Source organism: Kurthia sibirica, assembly GCF_003143975.1.
GTDB lineage: Bacteria > Bacillota > Bacilli > Bacillales_A > Planococcaceae > Kurthia > Kurthia sibirica.
In genome coordinates, this window is sequence record NZ_QFVR01000013.1 from 72113 (window position 1) to 91935 (window position 19823).

General features: G+C 34.6%; 20 protein-coding genes. 4 read left to right on the plus strand and 16 right to left on the minus strand.

Going from position 1 to position 19823, the window contains the following annotated elements:
* Nucleotides 1-93: 93 nt before the first annotated feature.
* The 10 genes from DEX24_RS10585 to DEX24_RS10630 form a co-directional block, all read right to left on the minus strand.
* Nucleotides 94-1836 carry a hypothetical protein gene (locus tag DEX24_RS10585; RefSeq protein WP_109306408.1) on the minus strand — a complete coding sequence of 581 codons (1743 nt, stop codon included), beginning with the start codon at nt 1834-1836 and terminating at the stop codon, nt 94-96.
* 225 nt (nt 1837-2061) lie between these two features.
* The gene (locus DEX24_RS10590; protein WP_109306409.1) at nt 2062-3375 is read right to left on the minus strand and encodes an ATP-binding protein; all 1314 of its coding nucleotides are present in this window, start codon (nt 3373-3375) and stop codon (nt 2062-2064) included.
* A gap of 176 nt (nt 3376-3551) precedes the next feature.
* Complete coding sequence (locus DEX24_RS17375) at nt 3552-4439, minus strand: SAV1803-related protein (RefSeq protein ID WP_487246496.1); 888 nt, start codon at nt 4437-4439, stop codon at nt 3552-3554.
* A 55-nt stretch (nt 4440-4494) separates the two neighbouring features.
* Nucleotides 4495-5016, minus strand: coding sequence for a hypothetical protein (locus DEX24_RS10600; RefSeq protein WP_109306410.1), 522 nt, complete (start codon nt 5014-5016; stop codon nt 4495-4497).
* Between the two features lie 63 nt (nt 5017-5079).
* The gene (locus DEX24_RS10605; protein ID WP_109306411.1) at nt 5080-5889 is read right to left on the minus strand and encodes a hypothetical protein; all 810 of its coding nucleotides are present in this window, start codon (nt 5887-5889) and stop codon (nt 5080-5082) included.
* A gap of 77 nt (nt 5890-5966) precedes the next feature.
* Nucleotides 5967-7061: a hypothetical protein gene (locus DEX24_RS10610; protein ID WP_109306412.1), complete on the minus strand. Its 1095-nt coding sequence runs from the start codon at nt 7059-7061 to the stop codon at nt 5967-5969.
* Between the two features lie 640 nt (nt 7062-7701).
* The gene (locus DEX24_RS10615; protein WP_109306413.1) at nt 7702-9156 is read right to left on the minus strand and encodes a transposase; all 1455 of its coding nucleotides are present in this window, start codon (nt 9154-9156) and stop codon (nt 7702-7704) included.
* A 5-nt stretch (nt 9157-9161) separates the two neighbouring features.
* Complete coding sequence (gene tnpA, locus DEX24_RS10620) at nt 9162-9560, minus strand: IS200/IS605 family transposase (RefSeq protein ID WP_109306414.1); 399 nt, start codon at nt 9558-9560, stop codon at nt 9162-9164.
* Nucleotides 9561-9694: 134 nt separating this feature from the next.
* The gene (locus tag DEX24_RS10625; protein WP_109306415.1) at nt 9695-10060 is read right to left on the minus strand and encodes a hypothetical protein; all 366 of its coding nucleotides are present in this window, start codon (nt 10058-10060) and stop codon (nt 9695-9697) included.
* A gap of 21 nt (nt 10061-10081) precedes the next feature.
* Nucleotides 10082-13294: a hypothetical protein gene (locus DEX24_RS10630; RefSeq protein WP_109306416.1), complete on the minus strand. Its 3213-nt coding sequence runs from the start codon at nt 13292-13294 to the stop codon at nt 10082-10084.
* A gap of 304 nt (nt 13295-13598) precedes the next feature.
* Between DEX24_RS10630 and DEX24_RS10635 the strand changes: the two genes are divergently transcribed.
* The 3 genes from DEX24_RS10635 to DEX24_RS17210 all read left to right on the plus strand — a co-directional run bounded on the left by DEX24_RS10635 (nt 13599) and on the right by DEX24_RS17210 (nt 16254).
* Nucleotides 13599-14882 (plus strand): hypothetical protein, encoded by a 1284-nt coding sequence (locus DEX24_RS10635; protein WP_109306417.1) that lies wholly within the window; start codon nt 13599-13601, stop codon nt 14880-14882.
* 24 nt (nt 14883-14906) lie between these two features.
* Nucleotides 14907-15281, plus strand: coding sequence for a hypothetical protein (locus DEX24_RS10640; protein WP_109306418.1), 375 nt, complete (start codon nt 14907-14909; stop codon nt 15279-15281).
* An 808-nt stretch (nt 15282-16089) separates the two neighbouring features.
* On the plus strand, nt 16090-16254 hold the full coding sequence (locus tag DEX24_RS17210) for a hypothetical protein (protein ID WP_170112914.1): 165 nt from the start codon (nt 16090-16092) through the stop codon (nt 16252-16254).
* 43 nt (nt 16255-16297) lie between these two features.
* Here DEX24_RS17210 and DEX24_RS10645 read toward each other — a convergent pair whose 3' ends face one another.
* From DEX24_RS10645 to DEX24_RS10665, 5 genes are all read right to left on the minus strand, one after another.
* Nucleotides 16298-16606, minus strand: coding sequence for a hypothetical protein (locus DEX24_RS10645; RefSeq protein WP_109306419.1), 309 nt, complete (start codon nt 16604-16606; stop codon nt 16298-16300).
* A gap of 128 nt (nt 16607-16734) precedes the next feature.
* Complete coding sequence (locus tag DEX24_RS10650; protein ID WP_109306420.1) at nt 16735-17286, minus strand: hypothetical protein; 552 nt, start codon at nt 17284-17286, stop codon at nt 16735-16737.
* 112 nt (nt 17287-17398) lie between these two features.
* Entirely contained in the window at nt 17399-17752 is a 354-nt protein-coding gene (locus tag DEX24_RS10655) for a hypothetical protein (RefSeq protein ID WP_109306421.1), read from the minus strand.
* Nucleotides 17753-17880: 128 nt separating this feature from the next.
* Nucleotides 17881-18231 (minus strand): hypothetical protein, encoded by a 351-nt coding sequence (locus tag DEX24_RS10660; protein WP_109306422.1) that lies wholly within the window; start codon nt 18229-18231, stop codon nt 17881-17883.
* 112 nt (nt 18232-18343) lie between these two features.
* The gene (locus DEX24_RS10665; protein ID WP_109306423.1) at nt 18344-18649 is read right to left on the minus strand and encodes a hypothetical protein; all 306 of its coding nucleotides are present in this window, start codon (nt 18647-18649) and stop codon (nt 18344-18346) included.
* Nucleotides 18650-19185: 536 nt separating this feature from the next.
* On the opposite strand from DEX24_RS10665, the gene DEX24_RS10670 reads away from it, so the two are divergent.
* Nucleotides 19186-19611, plus strand: coding sequence for a DUF5348 domain-containing protein (locus tag DEX24_RS10670; protein ID WP_109306424.1), 426 nt, complete (start codon nt 19186-19188; stop codon nt 19609-19611).
* A gap of 125 nt (nt 19612-19736) precedes the next feature.
* Here the strand turns inward: DEX24_RS10670 and DEX24_RS10675 are convergent.
* A partial coding sequence (locus DEX24_RS10675; protein ID WP_146192986.1) for an IS3 family transposase occupies nt 19737-19823 on the minus strand: 87 nt, incomplete at its 5' end.

The following is a 19823-nucleotide window of genomic DNA, read 5'->3' on the forward strand; positions in this document are numbered from 1 at the left end:
ACTCTCTCTATTTTTGTATTGGGTATCATATCTCTTTAAAGCAAAAAGAAGGCTTGCGTCTATACGCAAACCCGTTGTATTACTATGACACTTTTACATAACGAAATAGTTTCGAGCATTTTTGTGTCCGTTATGGATTAATCCTTTAATTAAGCGTTCGGCACATCGTTTTACAAATGAATATTCATTTGGGGCAACATTAATCGGAATGTAGTACGTGTTATCTACCTGTGGTGTACCAGGTTGCATAATACGACCTTTTCGGATGTAATACTCCATATCCGAAATAATGAAGTTGGTACGAGGTGACTGTTCTTTTTTATTAATCACTTCGATAGATTTCCATACATTTTCAAAGTCGGTTCCGCCCGAAACTTTCGGGATCTGCATAATTTCTTTATAAATCGCACCCGCACTACGCCCTTTCGTTTGGATAAATACAGGTTCAGAAATAATATGCGAAAAACTAGAGAAATAAATATTCACTTTCGCTAATTTTGCGATTTGAATAATGTTAAAAACACTTGTCTTATAGTGTTTCTCGCTAATCGAACCAGACGTATCTGTGTAGATATGAATGTCTGGACGATAAGACGTATGCTTTTTAATTCCTTTCTTATTCAAGTTAAATGGCTCTCTACGATTGGCACGATTAAATGTCGCTCGTTTGGTTACATAAGTATTTTTACTCAACGTAACTTGATGCTGCCTTTTAATAATGCGTTGAATCATTTTAATTTGTTGCTTATGCGAGTAGGCTTTACCGTTTAACTTTCGGAAACTTCTACGCGTAATATCTTTATTTTCATTACGAGCCTGTAATTCTTGATCTAATGAATTCGATTGGCTATCAAAATCCATTTTTTCGGCACGAATTAATTTTTTAATTGGTACACCTTTCATCGCTTTCAATTTATAAATGATTTGAATTAACTTTTCATATTCTTTTGTAATGTATTGGTCGTTCGTTGAAGCGTGAGCGTCTACATTAACAAATGTAATATAGTTCGGTGTCTTATACGCGTTAAAATTAAAATTCGGTACATATAGTTCCTCTTTTGATTCTGCTTCAAGTATGAATTTTTCAGCTAATCGCCATAAACTATAGTCGCTATAATCAGCTACATTCGTATTGACTCCACTTGTAGGTAGTACCCAAGTAGTTGTTAAATCGTTATTCATTTTGATTTCTTTTACTTTTTGAATGGATGCCATTTTATTAGCTGGAGCATTTACCGATTCAGCTAATATTTGGTCTACCATTTTTTCGTACACATCAGAATCACGACAATGTACAAATAAATGATTATCATGTAATCGTGAAAAGCCAATAACTGAAGCGATTCCTGTACTAAATAATTCGATGTTTGGTTGCCAATCGACTAAACTTTTCTGTGCATGAGGGATAACGTCCATATAAGGGCGATAGACGATTGTACTCGATGGTAGCGGTAAATTGTGTCTAGCGAATAATTGAACCAATCCTTGTTGCGAGTAAGCCACTTCTGAACGTATATGGTGAGCTGATGATTCTAAATAAATTTCATTTAGTTCCTCTTGGAGTTCAAAATGGAAAGTCGATGCAGCACTTTCAAAATCAATGGCTTTAATAATTTCATCTCGTTCAATTGGCGTTGCTTTTCCTTTGTCATCTACTGATTCAATTTTCACTTCGCGTTGATTAATTGATTCAAATAAAGGATTCACAAAACGAGATTGAAAATGCTCTTGTACGGCTTCGATATATTCGCTACCGTTTTTGTCGAAAGGGAAATCAATTAAATTTTCTTTTTCTGGATAAGTGATGGTTTTCTGATTCGTAATGCGTAAAGTCATACTAAAACCCTCTTTCATTTTTATTTGTAGTTACATTTATTTAACTACGTCCTTAGACGAACCGATTCAATCACATAAATACCTTGTTACCTAATTAAAACGTCACTTCGTTTCAATATTCTGATTATTTAACCCTTTATTTTTAGGTGTTTATTAATCGGTTTTAGCATAAAAAAGAGTGGCCGTAGGAAAAATTCCTATAGCCACTCTTTTTGTATTTACTTATTAATTAATCGTGCCGACTAATTTTAAAACATCGACAATGTGATTACTTGAATCGGTTCCAACTGTTTTCAAATGCTCTAACATTGGTTTATCTAATGTCGAACCACCAATTTCTAATAACATAGCTTGTTTCGTTGTTTGAGCCATCGTTGGATTTAATGAGAATAGTGTTGTCGCGATTACGTTACGTTTACCCGAACCATTAATTGCTTTCTTGAAATCACTTGTTAAAGCCCAAAGTAATATAGATTCGTTTACATTCGCTGCTTTCAAAACATCTTCGATTTCGTCTGCCGTATGCACATCATTTAACTGATCGATAAGAGCTTGGTCTGGACGATGTTTCGTGAAACTTGGTAAGGTATTCGGATTGACACTACCTACATTCGCAAATGAATCACGATATTTCTTTTCAATTGCAATATACAATTCGTTTGTGAAGCGTGTACGACCAGTATGTGCAATTAATGCTGATAGTAGGGGAGAATCATCACTTGTTGCTTGCATTAGATTAATATTCATTTTTAAGAAATTCAATTCTTTATCATCTAATGTACCTGTTAAACCAACAATGTTTAACCATTTGCTAAGATTTGAAATGGTACGTGGTACAGTTGCTTGCTTAAATTGTTCTTCATCTTCGTTTCCGAATGATACTTCAAAATCATCGTCATCAGAATCATCATCATCATCTGATTCGAGAACTTCACTTGATTCCAGACCTTCTTCGCAAAGGTATTCTGGATAAGCAGTTAAAACGTCTTTGATGTAAGGGTTCAATTCATTCTGTACGTTTAAGAATGTTTCAATATCGGGTGTTGCACGATATGCAATGATACGAGTGATTGAAGCACCGTCAATTGTTGTTACGTTACCTTGATCGTTACCCGCTACAACAAATCGAATATTACTAGGGAATTTATCAGTACCGATTGTACGGTCAGTAATAAATGTGAAACACGCACTTGTAACGTCTACTGGAGCACGATTGAACTCATCGAGGAAAATAATTGGGTTTTCATCGGGATTGGCTTCAGCATATGCGATAGCTGATTGAAGTGTCGCATGAGGGAATGTCACTTGTTTAAATGTGCCATCGTCATTCTTAACTGGACGTACACCTGTTAAATCGGATGCGTCTGCTAACTGATTGACGGCTAGAATAAACACTTTCGTTCCTAATTCCGTTGCAATTGCTTTTAAAAATTCAGATTTACCGATACCAGGGGGTCCTAACAACGCTGGTGTTAAGCCACTTTCTAAATCGGCTGTTACGAAAGGTGTTAATTGATTGAATGTTAAACGTTGTGTCATGTTTGTTTCCTACTTTCTGTTTTGTATTGCGTTTCCGCTATTTTTTCATAAAGTTCAAAGAACTGAACTGCATATACAAAACTCCAACGTTAGTTGGCATCTTTTATAGAGAACTGAAATAGAAACTGGTTTTTAATTGAAATATAAGTACCCATACAAATCAAGCAGTAGCAAAACTAATCTTTAAAACCCATGTTTTCATGTAATTCGTCCATTAGTTCTTCTTTTATAAATGATTTCATAGCTGAATCAAATTGCTTTTTATTTTTATATTGTTCGTTATATTTATAATCATATAAATGATTAATTATTTTTGCTCTTGGAGTATATACCGTTATTCCTAAATTTTTGAATTTTGGATATTTCTGATTAAAAAGTATGTGTTTTTCTCGTTCACTTTTTTCAAACTGTTTCCTTTGTTTTTCTGCATATTCTTTAGTATATGCTTCTCTTTCTTGTTTGATTTTTAGTTTACGTTCTTTTTCATCGTCTAATCTTTTCTGTTTTGCTTCAAAATAAGCACAACGTGTATCGTAATAGCTATTACCTAAAAGATTTTCCATACCCTTTATAATACTTACAGTTTCTTCAGGTGTTAGAAAAGCTTTTGTATAACAAAGTTTCATCCAATTAGGCTGTGGTATTTGTTCCTCGATATACCATTCTTCAAGTATTGGCTTTAAAAACACTTCATATCCAATGTATCCATACTCACTAGAAGATTCTTTTGCAATCAGAACGTGTAAAATAGTATGTTCGATTAAATCACAATAAACAAGGTTGTCTCTTTTTTGATACTCATATGGAATTTTATTTTCTTTAATAAATTCAGAATTTCCTATATTAAGTTCTTTAATCTCCTCTATGTGGTGACAGTATAATCCATCTTCTGTTCTTGAATATTTACCTTTTGTAATGTTTTTAATTTCGCCATTCATAAACCTTTGATATGATTTCTCTCGAAAATAATCATCTTTAACTGATCCGTATTTTCTAAGTAAAAATTCTATAACTTCATCATATTTTTTTAATAGTAAATTTTCATATTCTTTATAGTTTGATATGTGGATTACCCCCTTAAATATTCTTCTAATTACCATTCATTCAAATTGTAAGTCTTTATTTAGCTATATACAATGAATTAATGTAACGCTCTCTTTTTCCACCGATATTAGGGAAGCACTCTGCTTCGTAAATATAATTATCGAGTAACGCTTCTTGTCTTGAAGCAGCTACAAATTCTTTCAGTGATTTTATACAGTATTTCGATAAGTTTTCGATACGGAATTCTTTATACGCGTAAGGATCAACTTGGATTGAATGAAATTTGATACCATCAATATACATTTCGGGTTTATAATCATCGTCCCAAACCGAGCGCTTTAAATTGTTATTTATTAAAATATCTGCGGTGAAGTTACATACTTGACCGACTTGTAGGTTACGACCATTCAAGATATTTGTTTTCAGACGTACCTTAATTTCTTCTAATTCAACCTCTTTATAAGGAAGTAATACTGATACAAATGTGATTTCAGACATTTGGCTGCCTTTTGATTTAACCGATTGAATCAAACCGATAAATCGTTGTCTTGTATTAATAAATGCTGATAGTTCACCTTTCCATTTATGTGTGTTCATTTTAATTTTCCTCTCTCTCTTTATAAAAAAAGACTGGGCCATATAAAGCTCAGTCTTTTAAAGTTATGCAAATGGGTTTTCATCTACTGAATCTTGTGGGTTTTGATTATGAAACGGTTCATTATTTTGAGCTTGTTGGTTCAAATTTTGTTGATTATTCGTTCCAAAATCTAACCCTTGATTATTTTGTTGCATATTATTCTGTTGCATATTGTTTTGTTGATTATTCGCTCCAAAATCTAACCCTTGATTGTTCTGCTGATTCATATTTTGTTGCATATTAAACGAATTATTTTGTCCGTTATTTTGGTTAAATGTTTCAACAGCTTGCGAGCGATTCGGTAATTCTGGTGGGTTCGGGTTCGCCTCTAAGCCAAAGGCTGCTAGATAATTATGTTGCATTAAGTAGTTGATATTCATTTCATCTTCAATTAACACACCACGAACTGCTAATGCAGGTGTAGCAAATTTAGTTGAGTAGTAAATTTCAATGAATACAGATACTTGTTGACGACCTAATTCATGCTCTAATTCGATACCAGACGCTCTACGGATGTTTTTGTCATAAACTTTAATGACACCAGTTTGAGTAGATTGGCTAAGTGTAATCGCATTTGTATTGTATTTTGATTGATACATATTGCTATTTAAGAAACTTAACATTGCTTGTGAATCTGACTGGAATGAAGGATTACTTAAAATTAAGCCGTATGAATCGTATGATTCAAATTTAGAACCCTCTGTAAATTTCTTAGTTGGTGTAATAATAGATGAAAATACTAATTCACCCGTAATAATGGCTGTTTCGCCACCTGTAAATCCAGCGTTTTTCACACCGATTGGTTTATTCATTTGATTGTTGTTTTGATTCATTTCAAACACTCCTATTGCTTTTTATTTTGTTGCAAAAAGGAAACTCGCAAGGCATATGCCTTGCCGCACTCCCTCTGTTACAGATTTAACGGAACTGCCTTTTTTTCCTTTTGTTTATACGTTTGCTTTACATACATCATCGCTTCTAATGCAATATAGTGAAGCCACTTCAAACCGTTTCGATGTTCTTCATGTTTGGCACGATAAGTAATCAATTGATCCATATAACTATAGAGAACAGATGACATATCCATAAGCGTAATTTCCTCTAACGGTTTCCCGATTTTCGGTTCAATGTCTTTATTCTTCGCTCGTCCAATGCCATACATTAAGCCACCTGCTAGTTGGAAAGCCACGTTATATTCATACTGGCTATGATTATGATGATATTGCTCTAACGTTAAATCTTTTGCACGTTTAATAGCGGGCTTTGGTATTAACGCTAAAAGTGTGTTCAGTTGCGATTCATCTAATGTCGATTCAGATAAATCACCTAATTCAGCTTTCGCTTTATTTTTCAATTCACGCTTAACTGCTGATTCTTTATCAATCTCGACAAGGTATGTTAAGAAGTCACGAATCATCTGACAATCATTCGATTTTGGATTAAGTAGATTCGGAATTCTTGTATCAATCACTTTTTTGGTGAACGTACAGAAGTGACGATTAAAAATAACCTCAAAACTTCGGTCCTCTGATTGCAATACAGTTAAATCAAATAAGTAGCGATGTTCTTCATTAATACAAAACTTCGGTACTTGTAGTAACAGGTGAAAACCACCCGATTTTGAATACTCCCGATAATGAACGGGTAGTTTCATAAACTCTTGTACGATATGTTCTTCAGCAGTTTTCTCAACATCAATGCAAATAATCGGATGTTTTTCATCACGATTACCGTCAAAACGAAATGTACGATTCGCATTTTCAAGCTCTTTCATTTCGTTGATGTCACTTAATGTAGTTAAGCTACTAATATCACCTGGAAAGGCGGGTTTCCATGATTCAACACGTTGTTCTTTTAACGCTGGCACACTAACTGGAACTTTGTCTTTAGTAGAAATCGTCCAACGAGGAATCTCCGCCATAAAACGAATAATAGGCGATTCATTAAAAGCGTCATTATTAATTGGGGTTAGACTTCTTTTTTCAGCATTTGGATTATTCTCCACGCAAAAAACCCTTTCTATTAATTATTTAAAATATTTAAAATAAAAAACATAGAATAAATGTGTGTTTTTATCTATAAAATGAATTGTATCATCATTTCATTAGAATGAATAGTTATCATTTTTATTAACAAAAAGGAAACTCTGCAAACATATTGTTTGCAAAGATTACGTTTAAAATGAACTTCCGATAAAAAAATAGCCGATAAGGTGCCTGTGAATCAGCTACCTTATCGGCTATTTGAATTGTAATTATCTAATCCAAATGTTATAAATTAGAAACTTAAATGTGATGCCTAACGGAATAATGAAATAAAAGAAGATTTCTATTCCATATGCCAAACGAATACGCATTTTTTTCGTATAATAATTAGAACAATCTTTATAGTGCTTATTAGATTTCCACAATCTCCTTAGTAGATAGATAGCAAAAATAACGAAGGAAGCAGTCTGACACTCCCACCCATAAATGAGTGGGGTTCTAAAGTACAAAAGATTTCTCCTTTACTCTCCCGTCACCCTAAAAGACAGGGTGGGTACATCATAAAAGCACTATCTTATTTCCTTTAGACTTTGACGAACAAGACGACCATTGCCATCATTAGCGTTCGTATCGGCTCATGCCTAAACCGTTTTTAACTATTTAAACACCCATACTTTGAAGTGTACGGGTTTTGGTTTTTAGTGTTTGCATGACACGATCATGCAATTTTCGGAATGAACCGAAGGTTTTGAAACAGAAATCTCGGTCTATTTTATCTAATTCATCGTCTTTTACGATAGACATTAACAGGAACGCGGAGTATAAGTCACGCTGAATACGTATTCCGTTGAAATCGTTCCAACGGGTACTTAACGTTTTTTTCGTATACGTATCATCGAAATGATTGTACTGACTTGCTTTTACTTTTGCTGTATCTACTTTATTTAATTCCAAACCATTATATTTTAATTTACGCTCTAAATAATTCAACAACATAGAAGGGGCACGATTAGAAAGGGTTCTGCCGAACCTTTTCTTCTTTTTAAATCGTCCATGCTTATTTTTCTCGGTCTTTTTACTTCGTTTTTGAAGCCCTTTAAAGGACATTGTTTCCACAAAAAACAAATCACCCATTGCTAATAATTCATTCGACAAGGTTTCATGGTCTTGTTTTCGTACCATTCGATTTTTACGGTGTAGTTCTCGATATCTATTCCTAAGTTGGATATACCGTTTAGAATACACCCACCTTTCTCGATAATGACGATTAATTGTACCATCGTCATTATATTTAGACGGGTTTTGCGTCCGTTTACTTCTATCCATTTTCCGCTGAATCCGTTGGATTTCCGCTTCATAATTCACGACACGAGGGGCTAACTCTGTTAAAAGGACTTTCTTTTCCGAACAAGTTGCGATAGTAGACGTACCAATGTCTATTCCTACACGCCCTACTCCAACTTGTTGCTTTAAACCATCTGAATTATAAGCGTGTGGTGGTATTCCTTCTAATACAAGTTGTGCATAATATATATATTTCCCTTTTAGAAACTCTCGTTTAATTCGGACGTACTTTACTTTATCTCGGAGAGCTAAGTGTACATAGGCATCTTGTTTTTTTACGATAACAGGAATCGAAAGACCTTTCCAAACAATCGTATGGTCAATGAATCGAATACCTGCTTTATTCGATTTCCCCTCAACTGATTCCATTTCGCCATACCGTTTAAAATACACTTTTTTCGCGTCACCGAACATCACTTTTTTAAAAGCTAAAAAGGCTCTAGTGCCGATTTTTTGCCCAGATTGGGCGTCTATATTTTGTTTGAATTTTTGTGTCATTGGCTTTAAGAAAGCGTGAATCGAATACTCAAACAACCCAAACTGCTTATATAACGCTGAAAAAGCATCATTTTTCGCCTTCCCTTTTTTCATTTTTCGTGCTTTTTTGTAGGACTTCGATTGTTGAAGCGTTCGATAACGTTTGTACAGTTCATTAACGCACGCATTATACAATTTGCGAGATAATTCGAAACGTTTATTTAATGTATCTTCTTGAAAAACTTCTGTTTTTAAACGCAACGTGACTATATAGCTTGGTGTTGTTTTTCGCATAGGATTCACCCCCTTGTTTTTTGTTGTTCAACATAACGCTTGATCGTTTCGCTTGATACATTTCCTGCGGTAGAAACGAAGTATGAGCGTGTCCACAAACTTGATAAATGTCGAAGGTGTGGAAACTCTTCACGCATTTTTTTAGATGTCACTCCTTTTATTTTTGCCATCATATCCGCAGGGCTTAATGATGGGAGTGCGTTGAGAAACATGTGCGTATGGTCTTTATCGCATTCAAGAGCAACAATTTGTATTTGTAGTTCTTCACACACTTCATGTACTAACGCTTTGAAGCGTTGTTCTACTTCGGCTTGTAGAAAAATCTTTCTTCTGTACCGAGGACAGAACACAAAATGATAATTTAATAATGAAACGGTTGTGTTTGTTTTTCTGTATTCATTCATGTATTTGTTGTATCACTTAACAACGAAAACTGCAACAATAAAATAAAAAGAGAGAGGGCTTTCTTGTTCGGAAAGTCTGTAATTTTTTACACCTTTAAAATATTTCCTTAGCATATACACCACGCCTTTCTATTTTAATTTAGTCGTTTAATTCGCTTTATATCCATTCCGCAACGCTTTGTTTCGAGAAATTCAACTAATTCGGTTTCGCTCAACATTTTGGCTGCTGGTTCATCGTATTCAAAATTCGTATATTCGATTAACAAGAATTTCGGTGAAGGTTTTATCATTTTGTGTACGTGATAATACGTCCATTCAAAATTTGTACCTAAACGGATAAAGTCTTTGGTAACAGTGCATTTCACAAGATTTGCTGAACCACGCTTAATGTTATTTTTGAAGCGATTTGATTCATTTTGATTCTTTTCAAAGCATAATAATTTATTTCGTTCGTTTGATACATCGGGATTAATTAGTTCCATTTCGATTACTGAATTCATATAACAAACTCCTTAAACCAGCTACGAGTGGTTTAACCAAGATTTTTCAATTCTTTGTCGAACCAGCTCTAAATAACTGTTAATATCTAAACTTTTAATGATTTGTTGTGCTTTATTCGTATGGAAAACTGATTGATTATCAATCATTACGGACTGATTTTCTGGCATACGATCTATTTTTAATGAGCTAACTTCTTGTTGACCTCTTGTTTCTACAGGATAACCCGCATTTTTCAAAAGTGATTCAACGGCTCGACTACTTTGACTTTGTGGTTGTTTCTTATATTTAAGTGTCGCAAGTGCGATAACATCGGAAGTTGAACCCGATTTTACAAGATACACACGATTCGTTTGTTGTAGCAATTTCTCTGAACCTTCGACAATATGCCATGAGCTACCTAATCTCTGAACCTTATAAGTATAGGGATAGCGCTCTAATTTAGGATTGCCATTGACTATCCATTGGAACATATGAAGTATTGTAGATTCATCATTTTCAGCTAAAATACGCTCAAATAAAGTACGAGCGTATTCTTCATCAAACGCTTCATTAGACGCGTTCGGTTGTTCAGCTAAGTATTTAGCGACTACTGTGTCAATTACCGTTGGTAGGCTCGTATTTCGGGTAACAGACGCACCTTGATAGCTTGATAAATCGCTACCTTTCGCTTCAACAATATCGCCACTCTGAATTTCTAATCGATTATTCGAGTCTTTCGAGATAAAACGGTCAATCGTTTCAGGTTCAATATCAATATGAAGTGATTTCAGCACTTGCTCTAAAACACTTCGATTCAAGTCCTCACTGATATTCGATGTGTACAGACCATCTGTATTCGTCGAAACGACTTTAGCTCCATGTAGCGTTAAAGCCTGTCCGATTCTCCACGAAAGCAATTGTCCGATGATTCGCATAGATAAAATTTCATTGTTTTTACGGATATTGGACGCATTTTTTGTATCTGCTTCACCAGAAGCAGCGTTCAATAATAATTTGTATGATTCACGCTCTAAATTTAATTCTTCCAAGATAGAAATATTGCCTTGTTCGATGGCTACTTCGATAGATCGTTCAGCATTTAGCTTATTTTGAATAATGTCTTGATACGGATGATAAGCGTCTGTATCAAATGTGCTTAATCGTGACATTAAAGTGGCATAATAGCTTTTAAAATCTTGATGTTGAACGGAACTATCCGATACAAAACGAAATTCTTTCCGTAATTTGTAGCCTGTTTTATCCTTTGTAAATAAAATTTCTTCTATATTAGTTGTTAATAGGGGAGTGACAATATACTGCTCCGCTACCTTTTTAACAAACGATGCTACACTTACGTCTTTATATTCAAAAGCGTGTGGAAGTAACTCAATTTGATAGCGTTCAGCTTGTTCTACACGTTGAAGTACCAGCACCGTTCCATTTTCACGATATTTTTCATAAGCACTTTCGTAAGCAAGCTCTTGGAGTTTATCGTAAAAGGCTTTCTGTACACGATATTCTTCATATGGTAATTCTTCACTCGGTTCATCTAGTTTTAACCATTGTACGGAAGCGGGATTGCGTATATCTGCGTCACTATTGATAAATGTACGAATTGCCATCGGAGCTTCTTTATAGGTCACATCAGCAAGTATTAGCTTACGAATTTCTTTATTTGTAAATATGTTGACCGTTGGATTTTCACGATAGATTAAAGCAATTTGCTGCTGATTCATACTATTGAGTTGGTGAATGACGTTATTAATAGACTCGTGTTTTTGCAAAGTTGATTCTAATACGTCCATGTTAATCTCTTGTCCATGTATGCCACCAACTGAAAAAGAAACCATACAAGAGGACATTTTCGCTTCATTTGTTTGTGGATCAACTTCATTTAAACGATAGAACCAGTTTGTATTATGTTGTAATTGGTGAGCCTTTAGATTAATTTTCGGATAGTCATTTACAAGTTCATCATTGACGTTACAACCGCGTATAGCTGAATAAAAATCGTAAATCGGTTGGAACGCTTGTTGACCGTTTGGGATATTCTCAATCGCCCACGCCATTGAATCTTCGAGTACATCAAAAGGTTCGATACCTAATTCATTTGCTACCTTTTCTGATGGATACATAAGCGATACTGCGGGTTTATCTGTTAATTTCTTATAAGGGGCGATGATAGCAGAAACGAGCTTAGACGATGTACTATCGACTGTTAAACGGTCTGATTTTACAGAGTTCGGTTGCACGTTTGCTTCAATACTTGAACCCTCTTTTGGTTCATAAATCGTTACTGGATAGTTCTTCAATAGATTCATTTTAATTTTATAATTACTTTGATAGACGGGGTGTTGGAACAAAGTAAGTGTGTGTAAATTGTTTTCAATACTTGCGAGGATTACGTTGGCCACATCGTTAATGTTTTCTAACGATGTGCCAACAAAGATAGTATTTGCATTGATATTTAGTCCTAATTGAGCGACTAAACGATTCAAAGGTGTACGTGATTGTTTTTCATTTAAGCGAGCTACATCAATAAAACGATTCGTTAATAACCACCCTTTGCGAATAATATCAGCGTCCGTTTGCCAAAGTTTACTCGGCATATAATCTAATTTCGTTAGTTCATTGCTAAATTGTTTTATCTCTTTTGTAGTAGGTAAGGCTAAATCATTCATATCAATCAGACCACTTTCAAATTTGCTGCGGAGCAGATCATTTGAAACGAGTTTGCCATTTTCTTGAATCGTTTGATTTAACAAATTGATAGATAGGCGATTACAAAAGTAAGCTAAAACTGTTAAGGCATAATCTTTTGAACCGTAATTAAACATTCGTCCGAAATCATTTGGATGAAAATTGTAGTCTGTGTCTTTTACTGGATAGTAGCCATTCATTGATTGTACTTCTGCATTTAAGAAGTTTTCTTTAGTCGCCATACGATAGCGTTTAATAAAAGTAATAAGTGTTCCTTCGATTTCACCTTTATCGTCTGTGACGGTTTTCGGTTTTTGTAAATTCTCGAATCGAACAATTAACCCTTCAATTTCTGCATACGTTTCTTGAATCTTTTGGCGAACCATTTGTAATTCATTTGCACCTTTTAAAATCTTTTGTTCATCTAAATAAGATACGATTACGCAATTTTGTTTAGGGAAATACTGTGTAATTAAAAATAAATTTTCATCTATTACGACATCATAAAAACAATCTTTTGCGTCATATAGGTTAAGTTGTGGTTTGCTATTCATCGTAAATCTCCTTTCATTTTCTTCTCAAATTTCATTTTTGAAATTTAGAGGGCGTTGCATAAGCAGCGCCTATTTTTTTATTTTGCAATCCAAAAACTGACGCATAAGCGTAAAATAACATTCCGAACTCTGCAAACAAATAATATAGTTTTAACTTTAATAAAATAACATAAATAACCCTTTATTTAAAGGAAGTTAAATAAAAAAACGTAGAATAAATGGTTGTTTTTTATTTATAATTGCTTTAATATCAAGTTTACCGAAAGGGTTTTTTTAATTCTTAACAAAGAGAGTAGGTTACTATTTGAGCGTATCAAGGAATCAGAAAAAATCAGCACTTGGGAACAAAAAGAATCAGAAAAAAACGGTTTTTGAAGAACAAAACAACTGGAAAGAAAAGCTTTTAATAAAATTTAAACGACAGAAAAGTAACTTCCGTCATCGGAAAATGGAGCGATTAATACGGACGTATTTAGTTGCAATCGGGATTTTTGTTATCGGTGGAAGTTACAGTGTGTATCATGGTGTGCAAGTCCAAAACGAGAAGTTACAAGCGATTTCACCAATCGGTTCTTCTGTAAGTTTCTCGAAAACAGGAGCTTCTTTAACGACAACAAAACCCTATATTAGCGAAAATGAAAAGACAGCTTTTATTCCATTCGAGGTTTCAAGTATGGAGAATTTAACAACGGATGCTGAACTTTATTACACATTTATCGGGAGTACAGGTGACAAAATTAGTTACGCACCGAACTTACAGCTTGTGTTATTTGGTGAAACAGGTCGTGGAGCTTTTGTGATTAATGGCTCACCTAAAATTAATTCAGAAGCAGTTCAGTTATACCTTAGAAACGATAAATTACTGGTGAATGAATCGGATCTACAAGCAAAAAACTTAGATGGTTCAAGAGCTGGATTAAACGAAGCAGCTAAAATGTACGATTTAATTTATGTAGTTGCTAACCCTGCTGCTAAGAATGTTACACGTTCAAAATTACTAAACGATTCAAACATATCACCCGAAATTTTATACTCAACTTTATTCGCAAATGATGATGTGAAGAAGATTCAAGAAGTGATTAAATCGAATCGCTCGAAGATTAAAACGTTAGAAGAAAAGATTGCAGAATATGAAAATCGTTTAAAAATTGCTGGTTATAAAATACCAGAACACCCTTCTTATATGGGGGATGATTGGAAACCTATGAACGCTCCTAATGTTAATTTAGACGGTAATTTATTAACTGGACTAATCAATAAAAGCGACAAAATAAAACCTTCAGAAGAAAGCGAGAGCGAATTTACAAATGAATTTGGTTCTACTGAACGTATTCAAGATACGCTCGAACGTGATGATGGTTCGTTGGCAAGTGATGACATAAATCAAATCGAAGGTAAAACAAATGCACAAGATACATGGGAAAATACAAAGCGTATGTACGAAGAAGTGAACACGTTAAAACGTGATAATTATATAAATCAAGCGAACAAATTATTAAAAAATCAGCGTTCGGTTGAGCGACAAAACAAAACAAGTTCACTTAGTACAGGAGATCGATTCTCGATTATGGGACAAAACAAAAAATAAATTCACACGAAAGAGGGAAACAATATGTCAAAGAGAAATTCAAAAAAAGTAACGTTTGAAAGATTAAATAAGTTAGCGAGCGACTTAGAAAAAACAGTAGACGAGCGTCCAGTAGAGTTCGGTGATATTGTTGGTAGGGAGTTAGAATACGAACCAGAGCGTCGCACGTTTGAAGATACATTGAAGCGTATTGTCAGCAAATTAAACGAGCAACGTGACATTGCATATAAAGAAAAAATGGACTTAGTATTAGCACCTTTACTTGAAAAAGCGAATGGTGATGTGAATGTTTTATCACAATTAATCACTGGAATTGTTGAAAATGAAACGCTAAACCCAGACGAAAAAGTAGAAAACCCGATGCAAGATAGTCTAAATTTCGATAGCGTAAATGAGTAATTTTTACGTTTTAACGAATTGCTTAAATGACGATTTTACAGTTTTAACGAGTTGCTTAAAATAGAGAAATGAAGGTTTAACGAATCTGTTAAGCCTTCTTTTTTTGTGAAAAAACGAGTAGAGGTATGTTGCAAATCACCCTTCTTCACGTTAATTCGGCAGATACATTTAGCTCAACCCAAAGGGGGCTTTCAGCTTTTCTAACCGATTCGTGCCAACCTGGAATAGAGAGGGGCTTTCGTAAATATATTGGGGAGCTTTTTTAGGTTCAAAAAGGGGCTTTCCTCGATTCAAAGCCCCTTTATGTAGCTTTCACGAAAAAAACAGGTAATTTTTTGACTTTTCGATACCATTTTCGGACGCAAATTTTAGTTCCAAACCCGTTACTGCTCGTGATGGGGATTTCAAAATTCAAAATCGGTGAAACCCCTTATTAGATAAGCATTTATAAGCGATTCAATGAAACCAATTTTTAGACAGAAATTCGGGCGATACGGTACACCCCCTTATGCTCTTTAACTACACCCCCTACATATTTAGGTCAAAGCAAAGCAGAACGGTGACAAATCAAAGGAGCAAGCCACTGAACGGATAGGGACAACTCGGTGCAAATCGGTGAAGGTGAAGGGGCTTTCGGTGAATGTGACGATGATGAATTCGGTGAGCGTGTGTGTAGGCAGGTATGAAACGGATGAAAATTCGGTTATGCTTCCGACCAGATACGGTGAAACAAAACGGTGAAAGTTCGCCCTCGATAAATTCGGAAATCGGTGAAAGTGCGTGACGGTTAGAATCGGTTTTCGGTGCAATGTGTGAATCAGAAATCGGTGAAAGTTCGGAACAATTCGACCATGCTTTCGGTGAAGGTGCTAGTTGTGTAACGGTGAAGAACTGGAACAAAGAAACGATTTTGATACAAATGGGTTTCGGTGAAAGTCGGAGCGTCAAATGGAGTGCTGCGGCACGTAAATGACGCGTAATAAAAAAGAACCTACTCGTTAAAGTAGGTCGGTGAATCAGAATGGTAATTCTTCTGTATAGATGAAACGGAACCGACATAGTTCATCAAAAGGATCTAGCAAAGCAATCGTTTGATGATACATTTCTGGAGCAACTTCGAGTACGATATTTGTCATTTCTTCAGTCGGGTAACTGATATGAAAATACAAAGTGGGTTCTTCTCTAAGTTTATTAGTAAGTTCCGTTTCCTCGAAATAATAGATATTTTCTGCGAATGTGTTGCGTCCCTTTAGAACCCCTCTCGCTTTCAAATCTTCAGCTGAACGAGTTAGTAAAGTTTCTAATTTCGATGTCGTGTTAGTCATTCGGTTATGCTCCTTTTTCTTTTTTATTTGTAGTTCAAAATTAAAACTTACGCGTAAGCGTTCGGGGCGAGGGAAAGCTACAAATGAAAAAGAAAACCCACCTCTAAAGAAATGAAGTGGGTTCAAATTTAAGCAAAAGGTGATTCATCAACGAGTGTATATTTAGCTTTTGCAGATTGAATAAAATTGCGAACGACTGGAACAACCTGTTCCCGAATGGTCGCTGACTTATCGAATCCATCATAATAGATTGTAAGGAAGCAGTGAGCCATTTGTTCATACGATTTAGCGAGTTGAATTTGTATTTTGCTATTTAAGTTACGATGCGTTTCGATGAAATGCAAATCACAAAGTAGCTCAAATAAGCTACGTAAAGATTCGATAATCGGTAAATCATTTCGATAAAAATGACGATACTTTATTGTCGGTTCAAATGAATAAACGCAATAAATATTTTGGTAACTGGTTAAGGAAACAATATCATCTGCCGTTTCAATTTCATTTTTATCAATCGATTTAAAAGCGAGGTCAAATAAATCAGTGACACGTTTACGAATCTTTTGATGTTCCGATTGAAAATTTTTTAAAGCGTTTAAGTCTTTATCGTAGGATGCGATGATACCTAAATCACGAGAAATACGATTAATGATTGATGTGTAGTTTTGATTAATTTGTTCCATATTCGTTCCACCTTTACTTGATGAATTGTTTTCAAAAATGAAGCTATTGCGTTAGCAAATAATGAAAATAAAAAAGAACCTACTTGTGAAAGTAGGTTCTAGGCTAGGCAAATTACCAACCGTTATAAGGTGAGCTACCTGTGAATGTGCAACTAATTAAACGTATATCACCTTGTTTGAAGAATAGTGAATATTCATCAGTAATAAGTTCACCCGATTCGGACCATATACCGTTTTCATCTGCCGTAAATTCAAATCGATAAGTCGAACGTGAAACAATCATGTCATTCGTATAAGCGTCTAATTGCGACAACTGATACGCGTGTTCTACGTCAAATAGTTCTAAATTGATAACAGAACAGATACCTTCACTCACTTCAATTTGAGCGAATTTAGATAAAAAATCTTTGATTAAATGAAAATTTTCTTTAGGTGATACTTGATTTTGAGTTTGAATAGTTGTCATGTCCATTACCTCGTTTTCGATTATATTTTAATTCACCGTTCCAGCTGGTCGCATAAGCGACAAGGAAACAGAAAAAATGATGAATGATGAAGGATTCTTTCGCTCCTTCATCATTTGATTTGGTTCAATTAAGCATGAATAGTTGAAACATAATGCCCTCTAAAATTCGTGATTTTGAACGTATCTAATTCATAATATCCAATCTTTCGTAGCACCGTTGAATCAAAACTATCATCAGGGAAATCGGAATGATCAAGCGACCAAACACCCTCTGGACTCTTAACAAAATCAAACGTTTTGATTTCTTCCTCGAATATTTCTTGTTCAGAATACTCACCAGAAAAGTCACGTAAACTACTTTCCAAACGTTCTAAATCGAAAACAGATAATTGAACTGCTTCATAATTTTTATCTGACATATCGACACCTGCAAAACGTGACATGAATTTTTCAAAAAGCTCTGTTTTAATGATTAACATAAGATTACCACCTTTGATTATTTTAAATTTCACAATTAATCCTAGTCGCCTTAGCGACGGTTTAACTTCGCTAAAAAAAAGAACCTACTTGTGAAAGTAGATTCTGATTAACTCAATATACAAATGTGCATTTTAAAATTTCAATATCTTCTAGTCGATAAAAGATAGGGAGCAGATTCGATACAACTTCTTTTGATTCGTAAACGCCATCATTATCAGCAATTAAATCAATAGGATAGGTAGAGGTACTTTTTATTTTATCCTTTGGAAAAACATCAAGATTCCACATTTGTAGAACTAACTCGTTATCGAACACAACTAAATTGATTTCCTTATACACATTTTCTTCTTTTTCACTTGTATCATCTACAATTTCTGCGTCCATAAAAGCTTTTAATGGTTCTCTTTTTTTATCCATTGGCAAAGCACCTCCAAATATCTATCTAATAATTATAACAAAAGAAACAATTATGGAATTAAAAGTATATTGTAAAAAGCAAAAAAAAATAACCTAACCGAAAAGGTTAGGTTCGTGTGGTGTCATAAATAAAGCCCTGTAGTTACTTATAACACGCTATTAATTTGTATGTTCATGCAACAGTCACTCACTCTTGCAAGACATTCGCTAACCCATAAGCGTTAGAAGAACATAATACCCTCTATAAGACGTTTCTACAAGAAATACGGTAATTTCCACCTCATTTTAGATAAAAAAAAGGCCGACCATGTTTCGCATTATTCTTGTGAAAGAATAACTAGGCGTTGGACGACTACTGATAAATAGATTATAATACGCTTATTTATTTCTAGCAACCAATATTAAATAATTTCTAATTTGTTCTTAACCTGAGAAGTTTGATAAATACGATATAAAATACGAGCTTTTTTGATTCTTCTGTCGCTTATTACGGTTGCATATGGTAGGGTGATGGTAGATGAAAGGAGATGAACCAAGTGACGAATGTAAAACAGGTATTGAAGCAGCTACATACATTAAAAAGCGATATGAATGACATTTTAAACTTAGTCGGAGGTGATGGTGAAAATATTGTAATTGATGAAAGTGATTTAGATGAAAAATTCTTATTCGGGCAACTTCAAGATATTATCAATTTAGTGGACGATTTGAATTTCAAATTATCGTATCTTTCAAAAGAAATAACCGTTCAAGGGTTTCTACAAATGAACAAAGAGGGTTACTATGAATTTGCGAGTGGGGAATATTTACGAAGGGGTTCACCAATCGAATTGCTCGTTGCAGCTGATGAAGGTCAAGAGTGGATCTATACACACGTAGCTTATTCAGATGGGGAGTATTATGCGATGTTTCTAGGACAAGAACACCCACTTAAAGAAACATTAGTACGCATTAGAGGATAACGTTAAACACTTACATAGCAACAAAAATTACATATATACATATATGCGTATACGCAAAGAAACGTTAAAAAAAGCTCATCCATTGGGCACTGACTGCCCTTTTTGAGACAGTAAGAAAACACCTTCTAAACAGCCAGTTGGCGATATTGGATCGGTGACTGATTGTTTAGTTTCGTTTGAATACGGATATTGTTATAATAAGTTATATATTC

Coding starts and splice junctions, on each gene's coding strand:
- DEX24_RS10615 (WP_109306413.1), bottom strand. CDS start 9,156: ATGCGAAAAACAACACCAAGCTATATAGTCACGTTGCGTTTAAAAACA.
- DEX24_RS10625 (WP_109306415.1), bottom strand. CDS start 10,060: ATGAATTCAGTAATCGAAATGGAACTAATTAATCCCGATGTATCAAAC.
- DEX24_RS17210 (WP_170112914.1), top strand. CDS start 16,090: ATGTGTGAATCAGAAATCGGTGAAAGTTCGGAACAATTCGACCATGCT.
- DEX24_RS10640 (WP_109306418.1), top strand. CDS start 14,907: ATGTCAAAGAGAAATTCAAAAAAAGTAACGTTTGAAAGATTAAATAAG.
- DEX24_RS10605 (WP_109306411.1), bottom strand. CDS start 5,889: ATGAATCAAAACAACAATCAAATGAATAAACCAATCGGTGTGAAAAAC.
- DEX24_RS10665 (WP_109306423.1), bottom strand. CDS start 18,649: ATGGATAAAAAAAGAGAACCATTAAAAGCTTTTATGGACGCAGAAATT.
- DEX24_RS10655 (WP_109306421.1), bottom strand. CDS start 17,752: ATGACAACTATTCAAACTCAAAATCAAGTATCACCTAAAGAAAATTTT.
- tnpA (WP_109306414.1), bottom strand. CDS start 9,560: ATGAATGAATACAGAAAAACAAACACAACCGTTTCATTATTAAATTAT.
- DEX24_RS10600 (WP_109306410.1), bottom strand. CDS start 5,016: ATGAACACACATAAATGGAAAGGTGAACTATCAGCATTTATTAATACA.
- DEX24_RS10650 (WP_109306420.1), bottom strand. CDS start 17,286: ATGGAACAAATTAATCAAAACTACACATCAATCATTAATCGTATTTCT.
- DEX24_RS10645 (WP_109306419.1), bottom strand. CDS start 16,606: ATGACTAACACGACATCGAAATTAGAAACTTTACTAACTCGTTCAGCT.
- DEX24_RS10630 (WP_109306416.1), bottom strand. CDS start 13,294: ATGAATAGCAAACCACAACTTAACCTATATGACGCAAAAGATTGTTTT.
- DEX24_RS10585 (WP_109306408.1), bottom strand. CDS start 1,836: ATGACTTTACGCATTACGAATCAGAAAACCATCACTTATCCAGAAAAA.
- DEX24_RS10590 (WP_109306409.1), bottom strand. CDS start 3,375: ATGACACAACGTTTAACATTCAATCAATTAACACCTTTCGTAACAGCC.
- DEX24_RS10660 (WP_109306422.1), bottom strand. CDS start 18,231: ATGTTAATCATTAAAACAGAGCTTTTTGAAAAATTCATGTCACGTTTT.